We start from the raw sequence: 18,594 nt of genomic DNA on the forward strand, positions 1-18,594 counted from the left end.
GTGGATGAAGGTTCTGGGAGGGGTTACCGCGAAAGGGGGTAAGGGCGATGATATGCCACCGATGAACCCAAGAGGTGGACTGAGCCTAATGAACCCCAAGGCTTTCATAGGTCTATGAATGCCTATGAAAGCTGAACCCCATATATACTGTTAACATCAATTAACAAAAGTTAACGGTATGCTAACAATTACTAACAAATTGTTAACATGTGCTCTACTGGGAATAAATACTAAAACTTATAGCATAGTTTGAAATCCCTTTCAGTTTCTATTAAGATAACATCAATTTTATCTATTTTATCTTCTATTTCAGTCATTGTTTTTTGTATGTCTTCTTTATTTGAGATCAACACGATCTCTTTTACTCCTCTTTCTGTTAAAAACCCTATGAATCTGCTAACATCGCTAAATATTGATTTAGACGTGTAGCATTTCATTCTCTTCTCTAAATCACTAAATACAATGACAGTAATAACACACCACCAGCTAGAAGAGTTGCTGAAATTATTTTAACTGATGGAGTATCGAAATTAGGTATTTTAGCGAGATATAGTATATAATAGACAAAGGAAAAAAAGAAGAAAATTATAGCGGGGATTATTAGAAGAATTTTTATTGCTACTGTGGGACTTAACATTTCTCCTCATTGTGACAATATCATATCTTTTTAAACTCCCCCGATTAACATCGAATTTACTCCCCAGTAAACAGAGAAAAATTAAAAGACTGTAACCTAGGGGTATTTAAAGATATGATATTTTTCTTTTGAGATGGCATTATTAGATATCTTTAAGAGTAAAAATCAAAAGAAGACTGAGCAAAAAACCCAGAAGCCAAAAGAAAGACCTCAGAAACAACTTAATGTCTATCAACTTGAGCCTGGACCTTTCGAAATATTATCAGATGAAGAAAGAGATCAATTAGAACAGAAATTCCTCCAGATCCTTAACGTGGTTGATAAAGGCACAATCTATATACAAGCAAGTAAGACTAAGTACCAATACGAAGACGAAGAGTATGAAGTGCTTTTCAATAAATTTTACCTCATAACAGAGGCAAACCTAGATTATCCAAAAGGTGAACTGACAAGAAAGAAAGTAAAAAGGGCATTACCTAGGTATGTCATTCTCGAGGACAACACTCTAGCGCAAGCAGCAGTTTTCTACAAGTTCCCAGACTTAGCCCCTGAAGGTATGTTATTCGAGTATTTCGGTTTAGGAGACATAGTTATAAAATGGGAATCTCTGGATCCAGTCTCTGCAGCTTCAGCTGTCGACAGATCGAGAAAGAGATTGGAAAGTTTAGGGAGCACAGACAGTATTATCATGAGGAAATTAGAGAAAGTAAAACAATTACAAGCAATTATTGGCGGTCAAGCCAAACTTTTGAGAATGTGGGTATATATAATTCTATACGGAAAGGACGAAGCTGAACTCAAGCAGAAATTCCTTCAGGCTAGAACTATCGCTAGATCAAGATTATTTGACTTAGATATTCCAGTTTTTTACCAAAAAGCTCTTTATAATTTAGAAACTTCAGTAGCTTTATTCATACCTTTTGCGAACTCTGTCAAATCAGTGTATGTAGACACGCTAACAGCATCATGGGAATTCTATCCGCTAATCTCGGAAGATCTTATAGACTCTGAGGGTATATTTGTAGGATTTTCCGATTCTGGTTCGCCAGTGTTGTTTAACCCATTCATGAGAAATAACCATAACATCGTAATATTAGGAGAGACTGGCTCAGGGAAATCAATGACATTGAAAATTTTGTTGAAGAGAATGAAGGAAAAATACAAGATTAAGCTATGGGGAATTGATCCTGAAAACGAATACGTTAAGTTGGCAGACATTTTGGGCTTCAAAGCAATAACAGTTAAACGTGGAACAAAGCTGGGGTTAGATCCAGTACTAATGACAAAGGTTGGTGTTCTTAACCCCGAAGACGTCGCAGAGTTACTATCAGAATTCTACTTACCTGATGATATTACATTAAGGAATAGACTAAGAGCAGCAGTATTTGACGTGTTCGAAAGCTCTAGCGATTTATTTGACTTAATAGAGAGAATAAAAAGCGTTGATGATCAGATATATAAATACTTAGAAGCAGCTAAGACACCTCCAGACTCATATATCTTTGAAACTGAAGAGAACGAAATAGAAACGACAGAAAACATTGTCTTCGGCTTAAGAGAAATATCAGGGCAGGGAGCAACTAGACTAAAAGCACTGATAACTACTCTGTTAGCTGGGATTTTCCAAAGAGAGGCATTCTCTGACCGCGAAAGAGGATTTATATTTGTAGACGAGGGATGGCTGTTTGTTAATTACCCAATAACAATGTCTTTACTAGAAAACTTAGCAAGGAGAGCTAGGAAATATTCCAAAGGGCTTATATTTGCAACACAGAGACCTGCGGATGTCGTGAACAACGATTCAGGTCGAACAATACTAGAACAAAGCGCTACAGTGTTCTTATTGAGGCAGAGAACCCAATCCCTGCAAGTACTAAAGCAGACATTCGCATTAAGGGATGAAGAAGCACAAGCATTACTTCAGGCTGAGCCTGGGCATGGTATTCTGAGAACAGGCAACTATCTCCTTAGAGTATATGTACAGCCATCCAGAGCTGAATTTGAAGCATTTAAGACCACTGGTGAGTGGTGATGAAGAAAAAAGCAATTATTACTTATGTAGATGAAGAGACATATAGAAAATTAAACGAATTAGCCTTAAAGAAAGGTGCTTCGATTTCTCAGGTAGCTAGAGAGATAATTTTAGGTGAATTAAATGGCGAGAATTAGAGAGAGCCTAATCATTGAAGAATTATCTTTCTTGGACGAGAAGCTAGGAGGAAACCCATTACTGACCCTGAGAAACATGATGTATCTAATGGTGGGGGGACTTGTTTCGTATAAATTGATCGAGGGAGGAGGGGTAAAAACGGCGGTAGGAGTAATCATTATACTCTTCGTCCTTGCGCTCATCGCTTATCCGAAGAGATCATTAACGTTAGAGAACATCATTATAGGAGTAATATCATATTATTTAGAGCCCCAAGGTGAAGAGAAGAAGAAACAAACAGCGAAAAAAGAGGCAAGAAAGCAAGAGCTAAAGAAAGAAAAACCAAAAGCAAAGAACCCTGCGCCATTAATGAAGCTATCAACGATTCTAAGGCTCTTCAAAATAGATATATCGTTGTTAAGTGCTGGCATTACTCTACTGGCATTAGCATTTGTGTTGTATAGCAGAATATTACTACTGGCTATATTCCCTGGTGTTATTGGAAGTTCCCTAATAGCTTCAGAGATCCTATATTTCCTTATGGTAAGGTTAGTGAGGTTGAAAAAGAAGAAAGCCGGGTTTACTGGGGAGTAAACTCCTAGGGGCACTATTTAAAGTTACGATATTTTTTAACGAGGAAAAATGAGAGTGTCATACATAAATGCTCTGTTATGGTTCATTCTAGCAATAATAATATCAGGTTTTTTAGTCGTACAACTTGGGATAATACATTCTCCTCCGCCTAGTCCTTCAGCAAATCCCCCACCTGGGCTGAACGTCACGAAATTAAGCTTAGTCCTTCAGCCATACTTCTCAGAACTTCCCGTTATCATCAATAAAACAGCATTGACGTCAAAATTTGGTAATTCGATCTTTATCTCTAACGGATCCGGCGAGCCTATCATTGACATAATAAAGCAAATTCTAACAATGAATGCTTCAGAGGTAGCACCGGGCCCCTACTGGGAGACAGCAGACCTAGGTGGATTTATCTACATGCAGCAGATAAATACGACGCACTACCCTGCAGTCGTTCAAAATGTGTCAAACCTCTCAGATGTACATTACTATAATATATCATTACCATTTTACACCGCAAAGCCTTACAATGTAACGTACCCTCCTTCCGACAACGTCATGGCAACTACTTCTTCAGAGATCGTGAACTCTTTCACTGTAGAGGCAGTGATACATCTTTCGTATAGCACGAATGAGTATCTCGCACAATCGTCGTCGTACTCAGTAACTCATTGCACGCATGATAACATGACGAACACAACATGCGTAACATATCATTATGTCACGGAATGGTACGACATACAAGTGTCAGGAATTGCACAACTACTAGCGAACGGGGTAGCAATAGCCCAGCAGGCCTTCACGGTCACTTTTACGTGGAATGGAGGGACCTACGGGCCTGTGACATTATATGGAAGTTACACAATCCCCCCAGGGGTTCAGAAGGAGGTTTTTGCTAGCTATGAACTCCAAGCGGGGGCGGGAGAGACTAGCTACTGGTCAGGAAACACGCACTACACGATTTACTACCCGACAGGTCCTACTGCTATTACACCCGTAAATACGTTCACTTGGTATGAATATCTAGTGGCTGTTCCGTTACAAATACAAGTTGATAACGGGACTTCTCCCGTCACTACGATCACTTTGCAAAATAGTACATACAAGCAGACATGGACTGAGACTGGGAGAAGTATTTCCGTGAGTCCCGGTATGTTAGAATGGACTAGCGCTCCTTATGATTTCAATGTATCCGTAGTCACTAAAGATCATATCGAATACAATAATCAAACGTTGTATAGAACATGGAACGCAGGTACTATAGAGGTACTCCCATCATGCTATAGTGTTTCCTCTGGGAGTTTTCCGGGGAGCGTTACAGTTGATTATTATCTAAACGTCTCAATGAATTCTGATATAACACCTCAACCTACTTGGGTCTTCCATCACATACCGCAAGAATATGTTTATCAATTTAATCTTGCAAATGACTACGTCAACGGAATAGCATACTATTATAGTTTGGACAAAGCACTATCACAGAACTTCACAGCATATGAGATTTTCGAAATCATACACGCTATCCAGTCTCAAATGAGAATAACAAACGTAACATATTCACCTGTTCTCTCATTAGAGACTAAAAATGGGTCAATGATAGATATCTATGATCAAATAATTCCGCTATTATTTACTAATTATTGGCATAACTTTACAAATGTAAATGCAAGCGTCTTAGTACAAGCTTTCAATTACATCAACCAGAGCCCTATAATTATAAAGAATTCAAGCTATACCTACAGTGGTATTATTACCGATGCATCATACACACCTAACAAATACATAAATATCTCAGAGCTGCTGACGAATGGGACATATAACTACTACGTATGGCTGAACTATTCAGAACCACCTATACAATTTATAACATCTCGTCCAATACAAATGCAAACGACATTCTCCCCGATACCATGAGTATAAAAAGATATGATATTGTATTGGTGAGAGGAAATGATTGACCTAGGTACTTTAATAGATTACGGAGTATATGGAGCTTGGTTAGCTGTTTTTGGCGGACTTATTTTAAGTGCAATATACATTGCGTTAGGCAAGGAAGAAGGGAAGAAGCTTCTTATTGGTTCAGTAATTGCAGCATTTATATTAGCCTTTGGTTGGACAATATTGACCTCATCAATCTCGTATCAAAGTTATAACATACCTGGCTGGAGTGATATTGCTTATATTATCTATGCGGCAGCTGCGACTGCTGTCATTGCATCAGCAATAATGTTTCTCCGTGGTGATTCCAGAGAAGCATTAGGATATTTAGTAACAGCAGCAATATTGCTTTGGGCTGTGAATTATGGGCCGAGCGTACTAGGGGTCAATAACCTAAATCTTAACTCAACTACACCAACGGAAGAGCTTGGTGGATTTAGTGTTGCTGGTTTCTCTATCGGCGGAGTGCCAGTAACTTGGTTAGTTGATTTACCAAATCCCGATACTTTACCAGGCTTCAAGAGCATGTATCAGACAGCACAAAACATCGCGTTGGGGGTACTTGGGATAACAGCTACTGGGGCATTGATTTATTATATATACGAGACAGAGGACGCTTTTGAAGGGCTGAAAAGAACTGCTAAAGATTTGATAATTGCAGTGTTATTAATATACTCGATACCCGACCTCTACTCGCTATTTGCACAAGTCATAAACTATATGTCTAACACATTGATGACACAGCAATCAGTTGTACAAGGAATAGGCACGATGGACAATGCAGCAATATCAATCATTCTAGCGGGATTTGCTACAGGGTATTTCGTGCCAGCCTTAGCCGATATAGCTAGTGACTTACTCTTTTCTATTTTCATTCTAGCAGCCTTAGCTGCAATAAGATTCTTCGTTATCGCTGCCGCTATTCTGCTTGCACCGATGTTTGCTGCACTCTGGCTTTTCCCACCGTTACGCGGTGCTGCAAAACTCCTCGCTGAGATAATAATAGGATTGGGGTTCGCAGGAGTAATTGCCGCTGGAATGATATACTTACTCATTAACTTCTTGAACACTTATCCAATTCTCTACATAGCGTCACCTGTATTACTAGCATTCTTCCCAATGATGCTCGGCTTCGGTGGAGCAACTGGCTTGATTTCTGGGGGCACAAATCTGATACCCTTTAGAAGACCAAAAGCCCAGGGTTCTGGTAGTAGTGGTGGTTCTGCTGGCATTGGTAGTACTATAGCACAGACACAGCTAAGGCCAGCTCAAATGCAAATCCAGAGATCTGCAACATCTCAAGGGACTACTGCAGTTACTGTTCTCAGAAAGCCATTAGTCCCTCAAGGAATTGTAGGAAGAGTCAAGAATAGAGAGCAACAAATTCAGATTACTCCAGGTATTGTCCCAGCACCTAAACAATCCTTTTTGGATAAATTAAAGTACAAAGTAAACAGGGAAATCTTACCTCCTAATGTAAATATGCAAAAAGTACCCTCTGGTAGTCTAAGATTAAATAATATGGGTCAAATCCAAGGAATGGCTCGTATAGGTGATAACATAACACCAGCTAGGACTGATGTTTGGACTAAGATAACTAAGCAAGAAAGAATTGGTCATGCTATTATTAGTGGTATGGCTTCAAACATGAAGGAAGGAATTAAGATGACGATGGACAAAACAATAGATAAAATCGATGCATTTCTGAAAGCTCATGGACTAAATCTTAAATTATCTGAAGCGAAAGAATATATAAAGAATACAAAATTAAGAAGAAGAAAAATGAATGTATAAGGGATGGGAAATGTCAGAATTAATTGAAGTTCCTGATGTCGTTGAATTAATAAGAAATGATATGATGCCAAGAGAGCTTTATGCACCAGACGGGACATTATTAATGAGTGATGATGATTATATTGCAGAAACCCCTCTCGTCAAAAATAGAAAGGTCTGGAAATTGTATCCAAATATAGAGATATATGAATTTGATCCTGATAAAGAAATTGTAATTTATAGAAGGCTTAGTGATGGCGCCTTTGTTAAAGTTACAGACGTATATGTGGCAAATGTAATAGGTCACGTAAGGAGAAACCCTGGGATTACTGTAGAGACTGCTATCGCAATGGAATTAAATGCTATTGAAAATGAAACGGGAGAAATAACTGATGAGAGAGAGTTCGCAGCAACCTTAACTGCATTGTATTATGCTTTAGCTTATGCAATAATATACGATCTTGTAAGATTACAAAAGTAATTTTTTCTTTTTTTATTTTGGTTTACTGGGGAGTAAACTGAAATTTTTAAGATTGCTCATTAAGAATTTTATCTATTTCCTTTAAATGCTGAGCAACAATCTTTCCCCTATCAGTCAACTTTACGAATCTTCGTCTAGGGAACTCTTTCTCTCTTTCTTCCTCAATTAACCCCATCTCTTTTAGCTCATTAATTGCCTTCAACACCGCCGAAGAATTTGCCTTAGTTAGCTCAATCACTTGGGTCACAGTTAAGAACTCGTCACTTAAAACAAGCAACACTCTTTCTTGTATTTCTGTCAGTACTTTTCGTTTTGTTTCTTCCGACATAGGAAAACCTAGTTGAATATTAAATCGAAGAAAAGAAAAGAGTTACTTCTGTATAGCGAATTCCGTAATAAGAAAGACTTATATATTGTTTTTGTAGACTTTCATTCACCCACATTTACCAGGTCTTATTTGCATTTTTAGTGCTTAGAATGGCCCTTTTATTTGCTAGCTCTTGATCTTCTTCAGCAGTAAGGGGTTCTGGAAACTGTTTCGATTTTTAGGATGATTTAATTTGAAACAAGATGATTTAGAATGATTAATAAAAAGCACCAGCTTAGAGCTGTTACAGATGTTTCAACGCTATTAAATAAGCTGAAGTTGTATGTCTGTCTAATCCCTTTTCTCTCATTGTTTTATCATGCTCTTTTGAATGCGTAGTCCCTTTAGGTGAAACATAAACAACGCTAATCGAGTATAAAGGTGCTTTATAGCTTATTCTCTCTATCAAAGAGTTCCTAAACATTGAGACTTTGTAATTGTAGCTTTTGCCTTTCCTTTCGCCATTCTTAACCCAATAGTAACGCAAATAACCAATTACGTTAGGATTCTCTAAAACAATGGTTGAAACACCGTTATTATAGGCATAGTCTAGCAATCTGTGTATTGCCTCATTTATTTTGCTCCATGCCCCTTCCTTTCTGTATCCCCTCGCTAGCGTATCATTAAACCAAAAAGTCCTCTTGTCTCTCAAATTCCCCTTGCTATCTACAATGGCTAGATTCAATCTATCAGCATTAACATCAACACCACCAATGAGTTTGCCCAATGGCTTATCATACCTTTTCATGACTTCCATATACAGAGCGTAAGGAGCCATAATTTGGAGCTCACAGTATAAGTGAAGTCTATCAGAGTATGCATTGTACTCTTTTATTGCAACCCTAGCGGGATATCCAATTTCCTTTCTCTTACTCTTTTCTAACAAGACGTTGACTAACTTCTTATAACCTTTTGGTATTTGAATGTTCACTGTGATCCTTTGTGGATTTTTATCCTTATCAAAAGTCAACATCTCAACTTTTTCAACTGACATTAAGCGAATGTTTAAATTGCCTTCCGAAACAGTTAATAATTTGATAGGCAATAACAGAAATTGGTAGTCAAATATTGGACAATTAAATATAAATACTTGAACTGTTATATTACTTATCGAATGAAGTACTCCCAGAAGCGGAGGTAAAATAAAGCTCCAAGAGGGAGTATGGATAGTAACTTAAAATGTGCGGTTTTCCCAGACCCGAGCACCTCCACCATGTGGTGACCTCTGGGATGAACCCTTGGCTGGAGGTGTGGATGAAGGTTCTGGGAGGGGTTACCGCGAAAGGGGGTAAGGGCGATGATAAGCCACCTATGAACTCACGATGGTGGCTGAACCTTATGAACCCCAAGGCTTTCATAGGTCTATAAATGCCTATGAAAGCTGAACCCCATTGCTATCAAAGTCCTTCTCTTTAAACCGCCGGACAAGTCCCTAGCCAAAGTGTTCCTTTTTGAGGTTAAATCAAGTCTCTCTAGTAATTCTTCCCCTCTCTCTTTTATCTCCTCTTTTTTGACGCCCTTGAGCCTACCCATGTAATATATATTATCCCAAACTGTCAAATCCCCGTAAGGTTCACATTCTTGTGGGATAACTCCTAGCATCTTCCTCATATGTCTATCAGTTGGTTTTTTCCCGAGTACTCTTATCTCTCCTCTCGTGGGAGTTAATTCGCCGTAAATTTGCTTTACTAATGTCGTTTTACCTGCACCATTAGGGCCTAACAAAGCAACTATCTCACCCTCTTTTACGAGCATTGAAACATCTTCGTTGGCAACAAGTTTGCCATAATATTTCCAAACATGATTAACTTCAACAACATTCATATTAAATACTTAATTATGCTATACCATATAAATTTATATAAGATTAAGAAATGAAACTCTTCTAGTTTGTTTTATAAATTAGTTGTAAAGAAAAATTAGATATTTAATAAACAATTGATGTTCTTGCTAGATCCTCACCAGAGAAATGTTATGAATGTTTTTATTTTCGACGAAATGTAATGTTTGAACTACACGTAAAGTGTTAATTATAATTTAATACTAATTGATTTATTATTCAAAATCATCGCCAAACCTTTAACATCTTTAAGTTCTTGGTTTTCAGTTTCACTCTCATGTACATTAATTATCGATCTCATAACTAGTTTTGACTACCTAGTTTTTCCTCTCAAAAGCTTGTTGGATTCATTCCTTAAACGAGGAAGTCTTCGAAAATCAGTAAATGAGATCAATTATGATTGAAGGCCTCATCTTTCAAGACAAGGAGAAGTCAGTTTCCTAAATATACATAATTCTTGCCATAACCTCTTTTATACCGTATTAACTTATTCCAAATATATAATTCCATTACGTTAAATATTTGGAAATTTTCCTACATGCCATACTTTACGACCGTGATTGTTTAACAAATTTTCATTTTCTAAGTCATTAACCAAGTCCTCAATAAGAAGCTCATTCTTTAGAAAAGCAATAAAAGATTTTTCATTGTGACGATAAACTTAGCTGTAGGTGCATCTATTAGCAGTATACTTATAAAAAAACTTACTTTAAGAAGCTATACACTAAATTCTTATTCTGCATATCGAAAATTGAAACAATTTGAACTGGAGTAGTTATTACAATCTCTTCAGCACCGCCTATTTGCCCATAAGCAGGAGCTACTGTACCTTTGTATTTTATATAGCTAGGGTCAATATCTTTCAGCATAAAACCTCCAATCCTATAAAGAGGGGGTTCTGGTAGTGAAAGTCTTTGCTGTGCATATTTAGGATCATTCGTTAAAAGAGTTGTCCAGTGAGTCCCTGAAGGATTAAAAGAGTAAATAATCCCATTTTTCATCACAAAATTAAACTCCGTAGTTGTTCTTACATATCTGTACATGTATTGGGTCTTTAAGAAAGTATAACTCATCTTTTTCACCTCTTATAGGGAAGGAAGGTTAAAATTCTTTGCAACTTCATCATATACTTGTACTAACACGTTTAAAAGACCGTAGTTAAGGACTTTAATCTCTCTGTCACTTCCTTCTAACTTCTTTTCTAACACTATTTTAAAATCGCTTCTATCTGGGCTGTCACAATTCCCCATCCAGCTGTAAACACGAATTATTGGAACACTTAGATTACCACTTTCAAGAATCTGTATATCTTCTAATGATATTGTAAAAGACCTTGGGTTATTTATATGATTTCCCATAACGACTGAAATAACTCTAGTATCAAATGGAAAGATGTGATAAGTAACGCACTCAAAATCCTTTTCCGTCATACTTTTAGTAAACCCTTGTAACTGTTCTTCAATAAGCGTGACTACCCCTAATATTTTGTCCCTCTTTTCAGACAGTTTCATCCAATAATCAAAATCATCTTTTAGTTGTTCTGTCATGATTTATATTTATTGCATAGCAATTAATAAATCTTGTCAAAACTTATGCTTACCAACAGAAATCACAAATTAAAGTAATGGAGATCTTAAATATATGAAAAAATTACATACATTTAACATTATTATCTAATCAGTATTTTATACGAGTAACGCTCCTCCATGTTAATTTCTATCTTCATCATTCTCTATTTACAAACAGAAATTATGCTTCTCGTACGTTATTTATGTTCTAATAGAGACATTAGCAACTTTATTGCAACCGAAAGCCTCGCCCTTTAGGAAGTCAGAAACTTACGCTGATTAATTTAATAAGATCAATCACTTGTTTTTAACATATATAATTCTACTTGTTGTTAGCTCGATGTATAACATTCACATGAAAAATAAGATATTTTAACCATATAATGTGCTTATTTTTGAAAATGTTTATTATTTTGAGGGTTATTAATTACATATTATATGTTTAAGTACGTTTTTGGTCATGTTCCTTCAAGAAGGTTTGGCAAATCTTTAGGAGTTAGCGTAGTACCTTTAAAATATTGCAATTGGAACTGCGTGTATTATCAGCTGGGTAGTACCAATCATTTCATGAACACTGAGATGGATTTTCAAGACTATAGAGAAATTGAAAAAGCTTCGCGAAAAGAAAGTTAAAGTCATTGTTATTGAAGAAAGTGATTAGAAGTAAGCAAAAATAACGAGAGTTCATTAAAAAAGGAAGAGACTAATGAAAGCTTCAGAGTTTTTTGAAAAGTATCTTTATAAAAAGCTTGAAGGAGGGTATCTTTACTTTTGACTTTGCCAAGAGAAAGGTTTAATGCTATAGTTGCTGATGGTTCAAGGTATTTTAAAAGACAGGTTAATTTCACTAGAATAACAATAAGCAGATACGATATTTCGGAGATAATGAAAGTAGTAAAACTTGACTGAAAGAGTAAAAAATCTAGCTTGAGAAGAAGAATGAGAATATTCCTAAGCCTATCATAAAGATTCCTAGGAAGAGTAAAGAAAGTCTTCCTGCACTTACTAAAAGTTCTGGCGACTTCATCGACTTAATTAGTCCTTTGTATGCCAAAACCACTACAGTCAATTGAGATAGCCAGCTGCCCACGCCAAACAGTAAGCCAGCTAGGAAGGTTGGAAACGATGGGAATAACGCAATAACGCTCAATGAAATTATTAGTACCACAAAGAAGTCCCCTCCAAATGCTGCAGCAGTGCCGTGAATCCAGATTAATTTATAGTCTGGTGCCTCTTTCCTAGTCACACCTACCTCATCTTTAACGGTGGATTTCTTTCCACTTTTAAAGATGTAAACGAATGCAACAGCTATCATTGTTAGTCCAACTATTATATCAATTGTTGGATCAAGAGTTGGGTTAGAGCCTAGACCTAAATTCACTACTTGTCCTACAAATGCGCTAAGCGCAGACCATATAGTTGTTAACGCTAGAGCAAAGACTGAAGTGGATTTAATAGCATCAACTAGGTTTTTCTGCATCATTGCGTAGGAAATTGTAATAGGCCAAGTGTGCTCATCTGGCTTTAGGCCGTGAATTACACCTATAATGAACAGTGCTAAAGGTAAAACAGGGGCTAAATTATTAATTATACTCTCAGCTATTGGCTCTAAGATATCTGGCATGGATAAAATTGCTATAGCTATTGCTGAACTTATAACCAAAGCCAAGTATAGTTCGTTTCTTTTAATCATTCAATCACCAAGTTATTTAGGGTTACCCAAAATAATAAATTTTTGCCTTAAAATGTTAATTTAAAGAAGATTTAAATCTCTATCTCAAGAAGAATTGGGTAATGGTCTGAGCCCTCAATTTTTAGGATTTGAAAGTCCTTCACTTTGCTTTTAAGCTCTTCAGAAACAATGCAGTAGTCAAGTCTCATCATAGTCCCTTCATGCCTATAACTCCTCCATGTATATTCAATTTTATCTGGGTACAACAGCCTGAAAGTATCTACATAACCCTTTTGCAAAATGTTGTTTATCCATTCTCTTTCTTTAGGTGATAATCCGGGTAGTCTTTCATTCCAAGTTGTTGAATCTTTTTTCAAATCAGTTACCGCGTTGAAGTCCCCGCAAGCAATTACTGGCTTTTCTTTCCTTAGTTTGTCCATAAATTTTTCAAATTCATTATCAAAGCTAAGTTTGAAATCAAGTCTAGATAAACCGTCCCCAGCTCTTGGGAAATACGCGTTAATTAAGTAAAAACTCTCAAGCTCTACAGTTATTACTCTTCCTTCATCATCAAACTCTGGTATTCCTATTCCTTTAATTACGTTCTTAGGTTGAGTTTTTAGAATTGTCATTACACCACTATAACCTTTCCTTTTAGCGGGGAAAGAAATTACCGTGAAACCACTAGAGAGTAAGTCTTGAGGTATTTCTTCAGTCCTTGTCTCTTGAAGCAAAATTGCGTCATACCTAAGGACTTCATCTAATTTTCCTTTTTTAGTAATTGATTTTAACCCATTAACGTTCCAGCTAACTATCTTCATAGGTTAAAAATGTTAGCAATGAAATAAAAGCTTCATGGATGTTGATGTAACTCACTTTCCAACATCTTGGATGAACGAAATTTATTAGACATTTCTTTTGTTAGCAAAAACTCATGACCACGATAATCTTATACTTTTGGTCAACAGTCAGCTATATTTATATATCTTGATACTGATGATTTCTTATGTCATCAGATGTTCTAACTAATACAATTTCCCAGCTAATTGCTGATTATGTTAAGACAATTCTTGATAAAGCTTTGCAAGGAAAGAAGCTTTCTAACCAAGAGTATTTGATATTACTTGTTTACTACAACGTAATGTATGCCAATATGAGGTTTACTGAACTAAAGGACTACATAGAGAAAAGATTAGAGGATAAATTCTATACTGTAAATCAAAGGATTGATTTATTGGAGAAAAGAATTGATGGCATGGAGAAGAACTTGATCCAGAGGATTAGTGATGTAGAGAAAAACACGAACCAAAGGATTGAAGACCTTAAATTCGGTTTGACTCAAAGGATTGACACAGTAGACAAAAAAGTTGATGAAATTAAAACTTCTCTAGGTCAAAGGGTTGAAGAAGTAAATAAAGGTTTGAACCAAAGAATTAACGATGTAGAGAAAAACCTGACTCAAAGGATTGATTTATTAGATAAAAAGGTTGAAGAGACTAAGGCAAGCCTGAACCAAAGGATTGATTCGTTAGACAAAAAAACTGACGAAATTAAAACGAGTTTGAACCAAAGGATTGAAGACCTTAAAGTTACCCTGACTCAGAGAGATGATAGCATTGAGAAAAACCTAACCCAAAGGATTGAGACTTTAGACAAAAAAATTGAAGAGACTAAAATAGCTTTGAGTCAAAGAGACGATAACATAGAGAAAAGAGTGGAAAAAGTAGAGAAGAAGGTTGACGATTTGGCAAATGATGTTTCTGAGTTAAGGAAAGAGGTAGGGGATATTAGGTCTGAGCTTAATGGTTTGAAAAAAGATATTGGAGATTTAAAAGACATGACGGGCAAAATATTAGATGTTTTACTTGGAGGAAAGAAATAGAAAAGTATAGCAAAACACTTCATACTTGACTAGCAATAAGGTTAAAGAAGAAATCTTAACTCTAAGCTGTCTAATCTTAATTCTCTCGCTTCTCCTCTTGATCGGCAAAATTTATCCCAGCTTTGCTATACTCTTGGTACTCAATTTGATGAAATGCTTCTCGAAACTGAAGAGGGAGAGAGTTAACCGAATTCATCTTTCCGGATAATACCAAAATAAAGGTATTATCTTCCTAGAATTCTTATTCAAAAGTTAAAATTTTCACTTTCACTGTTCTCTCTCGAAGTTTAATTATCACAAGACGAATCTACTCTTATGGGAAGAACTCAGCCCTCCTACACTAGGGCGGTTAATGAAGAGCTGGAGAGAGTTGAGAGAATCATTTCAAGGTTGAACTCACCAATCCTTTCATCCCTTCTTGAGGAGGTAAAGAAGAAAGTTAGGTATGTACAGAGCGCTTCTTACGACGAGTTCGTAGACCCCTATGACCTAGTCTTCTTCACGCTTATCTGGGCTTTAGCGGAGGAGTGTGAGAAATGGAGGAATATGTACTTGACGCATATCCAACAAAAGGAGGAGTGAAACTGCTATTAAGCAACTTCAAAGAGAAATTCGTAAAGACTACTTTCCCAGTTTACGCTATTACAGACAACCCGGAAGTTGTACTGCAACACCCAGAAGTGAAATACTATGAGGAAGAGAAATGGAGGACTTTAGAAGGGAAAGAAGTTATACTCTACCGCTTTGAAGTTGAGTCTTTTAACGCTTATCATTACATGAGAAAAAGGCTGAACATTGTAAACGAAATACCCACAGTTTTATCTCAAACGCTTTACCGTTTAGGGATAAGACCTTTCACCACGCTTTCTGGAGAAGAAGGAGAGGAAGCGTCATATTTTCCCAAAATCACAATGGCTAGAGTTGTCCCCCTAGATTGGTATGGAGAGTCTTTAGACGGTAACACTTTTGAGGTAGAAATAAATGGAGAAAGGAAAAAATTCTACGGCTACCCAGAAGTAGAAGCTGATGTAGTAGAGTGTTTGGGTAAAGCCTGTGACCACGTAAAAGCACAGGTTAAGGTGAGGATGGAAAAGAAAAGATCACCAGTTTCAATTAAAGGGTTAGTGGAATGGTCTCTCATCTCCAGAACCCCCCTGCATGAAATTGCTTACGCAACTATTGGAAAAGCGTTAACCACAAACGAGGCTTGGGTCGCATTTAAGAGGAAAGTCCTAATACCTAGAGTAGTACCGAGAGTGGAGAAGTTAAGGAGACTGGAAGACATAATGAACGCTGATAAAGGTGGTCTAATCCTTTTCCCACAGACCGGTTGCTTTGATGACGTATATCAAGTTGATTTCTCTTCAATGTACCCCTCCCTAATTGTCAAGTATAACATTTCAGCTGAAACTGTAGACTCATGCGACGATATAAAGACAGAGTTGCATTCGATCTGCCTGAGAGAGAAGGGGATAGTCCCGGAGGCTTTGGAGTGGTTGATAAAAAGGAAAGGCGAGTTGAAGAAAATAGACAAGGAGAGGGCTGAGGCAATTAAATGGATTTTAGTTGCATCTTTTGGTTACCTAGGCTTTAGGAATTCGCGTTTTGGAAAGATAGAGGCTTATGAAATGGTCACCTACTTCGCCAGAAAAACGTTAAGAAGAACAATGGAAATAGCTGAAAGAATGGGGTTAAGCATACTACACGGCATTGTTGACTCTCTAGTGGTTAAAGGGGACAACGTGGATAGGTTTGTTGAAGAGGTTGAAAAAGAAACGGGATTAAAGCTTGATTACAAGAGATTTAACTGGATAATTTTCACCTTGACTAGGGAAAATACACCTTACCCCACAAGATATATTGGGAACAGAGAAGGTGAAATGATAGCAAAAGGATTAATAAGGGAGAATATGCCTAACATTGTCAAATCATTCCTTGAGGATTCCCTAGACATTTTCTCTTCAACAAGGAACTGCGAAGAAGTTAAAAAAAGTGTAAGGAAAATCAGAGAACTCCTTGATGAGTATAAGAGGAGAAGTGTAAACGGAGAGCCTCTCGATTACGTGATCTGGGTTAAGGGAGTTCCCTACGTTAGAGGGATAAAGGGTTTTTATAAAGCGACTCTTGGTTTCAGAGGAAAGGATGTTGATTATTACAAGGAGTATCTCGAAAGGGCTTATGAAGACTTAACCAAGGTGATAAGATGCTAAGCACGGGATTTCCTTACCTAGATGAAATTATCAAGAGAGATGAAATAGTGGAGTTTTATTCGTTAGACGAAGATCTGCTCAGAGTATTTTATCATAAGGTCATTGCAATTTCTGCTCCCGTTTTTGTAGTTATAGTTTCCGAAAGAGGTGGTCTAGACCCTTACCTGGTTAGACGTTTTCAAAATGTTTTTGATAATCATTCCGAGGTCTATGTGAGAAGAGCGTTTAAGGCAGAAGACGTTCCTGAGACAATTAAAGCGATGGGTGATAACGAGTTAGTTGTTATTGACCCTTATCACCATAGAAAAGACTATGATAAGATACTGTCAGCGTTGAGAATGGGAAAGGGAAGGAAGTTCATTTTCAGTTTTATGGACAGGGAAAGGGAAGGGTCAGTTTTTGGACTACATACGGCACACTCGGTAATCAAGCTAGTTAAAGGCAAAAGGGGGTTTAAGTTCGTGATAGTTAAAAGCGTGACTACAAGAGAGATTGAAATACCCAACAGTATATGGGAGCTGTACGGTAAAGTTGTTGATGATGGAGGGTTACTAAGGTACTTATAAAGAGGAAGACTTACTTTCGGGAGGACGGTTTAAGACGATCTCGTCTAGGTGACAATAAGACGGTGATAGAAGGGGAACAAAAGAAAAAGACTTTTCAGCTAAGTCTTCGTTCAACAATTATGCAAAAGTACAAAGTCTCCATTGACATTTCCTTTCTTAACCCTACTGACATAAAGGGGAGAGTTTACGTCCTTCCTTACAAAGATGATAGTCAGAAAATACTTAGCTTTGATCTTTCTTATCCGTCATTTTGCAAAACTAAGATAAACCAAAATAAGTTTAAGAATGAATACCTTGAGTTTCAGTGCTCTCCTTCAGATGATTTTTCAATTAACGTTGAATATGAAGTAGAAGTTGATAATGCTTTTTCCAGGCTTAAAGGTGACGAAAAGGATTTCCTTTCTTCAAGTAAGTACGTAAACCTTGAGAAATTCCAAAGTCTCCAAATTCAGTATTCTTCCGTGGAAGAGCTTATCAACAAGGTGATAAGCGTTGTGAGAGGTTCGATGAAGTATGATAAAAACAGCGTCAAAATTAAGTCAGCCTTTGGCTCCTTACTCACGGGTACCGGTGTTTGCGTGAACTTCAGTCACGTAGCCCTAGGAATTTTTAGGTCTTTAGGAATCCCTGCTAGGTATGTTATTGGTTTAACTCCTTTCTTCAGTTCTACTAAAGAGGCTCATGCTTGGGTTGAGATTAAAGTAAATGACTATTGGTTGCCTGTGGATCCGACGAATGGACTTGTTGGGGTAAAATACTTAAAGTGGGCAATAGGAAGAGATGATAGTGACGTCAGAACTAGAGTCTGGTGCCATAAACCAACTGTAGTGGATTTCTCCTTTGAGATAAAGTGAGATAAACTATTAAAGGATGAAGTCTTCAATCAGTAGGAGAAATAACGACTTAGTCATGAGCAAAAAGTGTAACTGAAT

The 18,594-nt window shown here is 37.1% G+C and carries 20 protein-coding genes and 2 pseudogenes; 13 read left to right on the top strand and 9 right to left on the bottom strand.

The window, feature by feature from the left end; genetic code table 11:
• Positions 1-230: 230 nt before the first annotated feature.
• Together AC3OCB_RS00715 and AC3OCB_RS00720 are read right to left on the bottom strand one after the other, a co-directional pair.
• A complete protein-coding gene (locus tag AC3OCB_RS00715; RefSeq protein ID WP_498340235.1) occupies positions 231-437 on the bottom strand; it encodes a hypothetical protein in 207 nt (68 codons plus the stop codon).
• A gap of 8 nt (positions 438-445) precedes the next feature.
• A complete protein-coding gene (locus AC3OCB_RS00720; protein ID WP_338601220.1) occupies positions 446-637 on the bottom strand; it encodes a hypothetical protein in 192 nt (63 codons plus the stop codon).
• A 133-nt stretch (positions 638-770) separates the two neighbouring features.
• Here AC3OCB_RS00720 and AC3OCB_RS00725 point away from each other — a divergent pair, with 133 nt between their 5' ends.
• Genes AC3OCB_RS00725 through AC3OCB_RS00750 form a run of 6 tightly spaced genes read left to right on the top strand, consistent with a single transcriptional unit; the run spans position 771 to position 7,557 of the window.
• Complete coding sequence (locus tag AC3OCB_RS00725; RefSeq protein WP_498340236.1) at positions 771-2,669, top strand: VirB4 family type IV secretion system protein; 1,899 nt, start codon at positions 771-773, stop codon at positions 2,667-2,669.
• Entirely contained in the window at positions 2,669-2,806 is a 138-nt protein-coding gene (locus AC3OCB_RS00730) for a ribbon-helix-helix domain-containing protein (RefSeq protein WP_498340237.1), read from the top strand. The genes AC3OCB_RS00725 and AC3OCB_RS00730 overlap by 1 nt, the downstream gene beginning before the upstream one ends.
• Entirely contained in the window at positions 2,793-3,380 is a 588-nt protein-coding gene (locus AC3OCB_RS00735) for a hypothetical protein (RefSeq protein ID WP_338604962.1), read from the top strand. The genes AC3OCB_RS00730 and AC3OCB_RS00735 overlap by 14 nt, the downstream gene beginning before the upstream one ends.
• A 48-nt stretch (positions 3,381-3,428) precedes the next feature.
• A complete protein-coding gene (locus AC3OCB_RS00740; protein ID WP_498340238.1) occupies positions 3,429-5,279 on the top strand; it encodes a hypothetical protein in 1,851 nt (616 codons plus the stop codon).
• Positions 5,280-5,315: 36 nt separating this feature from the next.
• Positions 5,316-7,097 (top strand): hypothetical protein, encoded by a 1,782-nt coding sequence (locus AC3OCB_RS00745; protein ID WP_498340240.1) that lies wholly within the window; start codon positions 5,316-5,318, stop codon positions 7,095-7,097.
• Between the two features lie 10 nt (positions 7,098-7,107).
• Positions 7,108-7,557 (top strand): hypothetical protein, encoded by a 450-nt coding sequence (locus AC3OCB_RS00750; RefSeq protein ID WP_338604970.1) that lies wholly within the window; start codon positions 7,108-7,110, stop codon positions 7,555-7,557.
• Positions 7,558-7,603: 46 nt separating this feature from the next.
• Here AC3OCB_RS00750 and AC3OCB_RS00755 read toward each other — a convergent pair whose 3' ends face one another.
• From AC3OCB_RS00755 to AC3OCB_RS00775, 5 genes and pseudogenes are all read right to left on the bottom strand, one after another.
• Positions 7,604-7,885, bottom strand: a complete 282-nt coding sequence (locus AC3OCB_RS00755; RefSeq protein ID WP_338604881.1) for a winged helix DNA-binding protein — start codon at positions 7,883-7,885, stop codon at positions 7,604-7,606.
• A gap of 796 nt (positions 7,886-8,681) precedes the next feature.
• Positions 8,682-8,969 (bottom strand): annotated as a pseudogene (locus AC3OCB_RS00760) (SSO2105 N-terminal domain-containing protein); the annotation flags it as partial.
• A gap of 344 nt (positions 8,970-9,313) precedes the next feature.
• A pseudogene (locus AC3OCB_RS00765) lies at positions 9,314-9,748 on the bottom strand (ATP-binding cassette domain-containing protein); the annotation flags it as partial.
• 720 nt (positions 9,749-10,468) lie between these two features.
• Complete coding sequence (locus AC3OCB_RS00770) at positions 10,469-10,837, bottom strand: hypothetical protein (RefSeq protein WP_498340242.1); 369 nt, start codon at positions 10,835-10,837, stop codon at positions 10,469-10,471.
• 12 nt (positions 10,838-10,849) lie between these two features.
• On the bottom strand, positions 10,850-11,311 hold the full coding sequence (locus AC3OCB_RS00775) for a hypothetical protein (protein WP_498340244.1): 462 nt from the start codon (positions 11,309-11,311) through the stop codon (positions 10,850-10,852).
• A 459-nt stretch (positions 11,312-11,770) separates the two neighbouring features.
• Between AC3OCB_RS00775 and AC3OCB_RS00780 the strand changes: the two genes are divergently transcribed.
• Together AC3OCB_RS00780 and AC3OCB_RS00785 are read left to right on the top strand one after the other, a co-directional pair.
• Complete coding sequence (locus tag AC3OCB_RS00780; protein WP_498340246.1) at positions 11,771-11,965, top strand: hypothetical protein; 195 nt, start codon at positions 11,771-11,773, stop codon at positions 11,963-11,965.
• 144 nt (positions 11,966-12,109) lie between these two features.
• On the top strand, positions 12,110-12,241 hold the full coding sequence (locus AC3OCB_RS00785) for a hypothetical protein (RefSeq protein WP_498340248.1): 132 nt from the start codon (positions 12,110-12,112) through the stop codon (positions 12,239-12,241).
• 13 nt (positions 12,242-12,254) lie between these two features.
• Here the strand turns inward: AC3OCB_RS00785 and AC3OCB_RS00790 are convergent, their stop codons facing one another.
• Both AC3OCB_RS00790 and AC3OCB_RS00795 read right to left on the bottom strand, forming a co-directional pair.
• The gene (locus tag AC3OCB_RS00790) at positions 12,255-13,025 is read right to left on the bottom strand and encodes a hypothetical protein (RefSeq protein ID WP_498340250.1); all 771 of its coding nucleotides are present in this window, start codon (positions 13,023-13,025) and stop codon (positions 12,255-12,257) included.
• Positions 13,026-13,096: 71 nt separating this feature from the next.
• Positions 13,097-13,825, bottom strand: coding sequence for an exodeoxyribonuclease III (locus tag AC3OCB_RS00795; RefSeq protein ID WP_498340252.1), 729 nt, complete (start codon positions 13,823-13,825; stop codon positions 13,097-13,099).
• Positions 13,826-14,010: 185 nt separating this feature from the next.
• On the opposite strand from AC3OCB_RS00795, the gene AC3OCB_RS00800 reads away from it, so the two are divergent.
• From AC3OCB_RS00800 to AC3OCB_RS00820, 5 genes are all read left to right on the top strand, one after another.
• A complete protein-coding gene (locus AC3OCB_RS00800; RefSeq protein WP_498340253.1) occupies positions 14,011-14,886 on the top strand; it encodes a hypothetical protein in 876 nt (291 codons plus the stop codon).
• 315 nt (positions 14,887-15,201) lie between these two features.
• Entirely contained in the window at positions 15,202-15,468 is a 267-nt protein-coding gene (locus tag AC3OCB_RS00805) for a DNA polymerase II (protein ID WP_498340255.1), read from the top strand.
• Positions 15,423-17,096 (top strand): DNA polymerase domain-containing protein, encoded by a 1,674-nt coding sequence (locus AC3OCB_RS00810; RefSeq protein WP_498340257.1) that lies wholly within the window; start codon positions 15,423-15,425, stop codon positions 17,094-17,096. The genes AC3OCB_RS00805 and AC3OCB_RS00810 overlap by 46 nt, the downstream gene beginning before the upstream one ends.
• Positions 17,090-17,662, top strand: a complete 573-nt coding sequence (locus tag AC3OCB_RS00815) for a hypothetical protein (RefSeq protein WP_498340259.1) — start codon at positions 17,090-17,092, stop codon at positions 17,660-17,662. The genes AC3OCB_RS00810 and AC3OCB_RS00815 overlap by 7 nt, the downstream gene beginning before the upstream one ends.
• 119 nt (positions 17,663-17,781) lie before the next feature.
• On the top strand, positions 17,782-18,516 hold the full coding sequence (locus tag AC3OCB_RS00820; protein ID WP_498340261.1) for a transglutaminase-like domain-containing protein: 735 nt from the start codon (positions 17,782-17,784) through the stop codon (positions 18,514-18,516).
• Positions 18,517-18,594 lie beyond the last annotated feature (78 nt).

It is taken from the genome of Sulfurisphaera sp. (assembly GCF_059755235.1).

Bases quoted from the DNA above. Each gene is read 5' to 3' on its own strand.
- AC3OCB_RS00745 (WP_498340240.1), top strand. From the start codon at position 5,316: ATGATTGACCTAGGTACTTTAATAGATTACGGAGTATATGGAGCTTGG.
- AC3OCB_RS00805 (WP_498340255.1), top strand. From the start codon at position 15,202: ATGGGAAGAACTCAGCCCTCCTACACTAGGGCGGTTAATGAAGAGCTG.
- AC3OCB_RS00810 (WP_498340257.1), top strand. From the start codon at position 15,423: ATGGAGGAATATGTACTTGACGCATATCCAACAAAAGGAGGAGTGAAA.
- AC3OCB_RS00815 (WP_498340259.1), top strand. From the start codon at position 17,090: ATGCTAAGCACGGGATTTCCTTACCTAGATGAAATTATCAAGAGAGAT.
- AC3OCB_RS00720 (WP_338601220.1), bottom strand. From the start codon at position 637: ATGTTAAGTCCCACAGTAGCAATAAAAATTCTTCTAATAATCCCCGCT.
- AC3OCB_RS00750 (WP_338604970.1), top strand. From the start codon at position 7,108: ATGTCAGAATTAATTGAAGTTCCTGATGTCGTTGAATTAATAAGAAAT.
- AC3OCB_RS00735 (WP_338604962.1), top strand. From the start codon at position 2,793: ATGGCGAGAATTAGAGAGAGCCTAATCATTGAAGAATTATCTTTCTTG.
- AC3OCB_RS00775 (WP_498340244.1), bottom strand. From the start codon at position 11,311: ATGACAGAACAACTAAAAGATGATTTTGATTATTGGATGAAACTGTCT.
- AC3OCB_RS00795 (WP_498340252.1), bottom strand. From the start codon at position 13,825: ATGAAGATAGTTAGCTGGAACGTTAATGGGTTAAAATCAATTACTAAA.
- AC3OCB_RS00715 (WP_498340235.1), bottom strand. From the start codon at position 437: ATGAAATGCTACACGTCTAAATCAATATTTAGCGATGTTAGCAGATTC.
- AC3OCB_RS00770 (WP_498340242.1), bottom strand. From the start codon at position 10,837: ATGAGTTATACTTTCTTAAAGACCCAATACATGTACAGATATGTAAGA.
- AC3OCB_RS00730 (WP_498340237.1), top strand. From the start codon at position 2,669: ATGAAGAAAAAAGCAATTATTACTTATGTAGATGAAGAGACATATAGA.
- AC3OCB_RS00780 (WP_498340246.1), top strand. From the start codon at position 11,771: ATGTTTAAGTACGTTTTTGGTCATGTTCCTTCAAGAAGGTTTGGCAAA.
- AC3OCB_RS00740 (WP_498340238.1), top strand. From the start codon at position 3,429: ATGAGAGTGTCATACATAAATGCTCTGTTATGGTTCATTCTAGCAATA.
- AC3OCB_RS00800 (WP_498340253.1), top strand. From the start codon at position 14,011: ATGTCATCAGATGTTCTAACTAATACAATTTCCCAGCTAATTGCTGAT.
- AC3OCB_RS00725 (WP_498340236.1), top strand. From the start codon at position 771: ATGGCATTATTAGATATCTTTAAGAGTAAAAATCAAAAGAAGACTGAG.
- AC3OCB_RS00755 (WP_338604881.1), bottom strand. From the start codon at position 7,885: ATGTCGGAAGAAACAAAACGAAAAGTACTGACAGAAATACAAGAAAGA.
- AC3OCB_RS00790 (WP_498340250.1), bottom strand. From the start codon at position 13,025: ATGATTAAAAGAAACGAACTATACTTGGCTTTGGTTATAAGTTCAGCA.
- AC3OCB_RS00820 (WP_498340261.1), top strand. From the start codon at position 17,782: ATGCAAAAGTACAAAGTCTCCATTGACATTTCCTTTCTTAACCCTACT.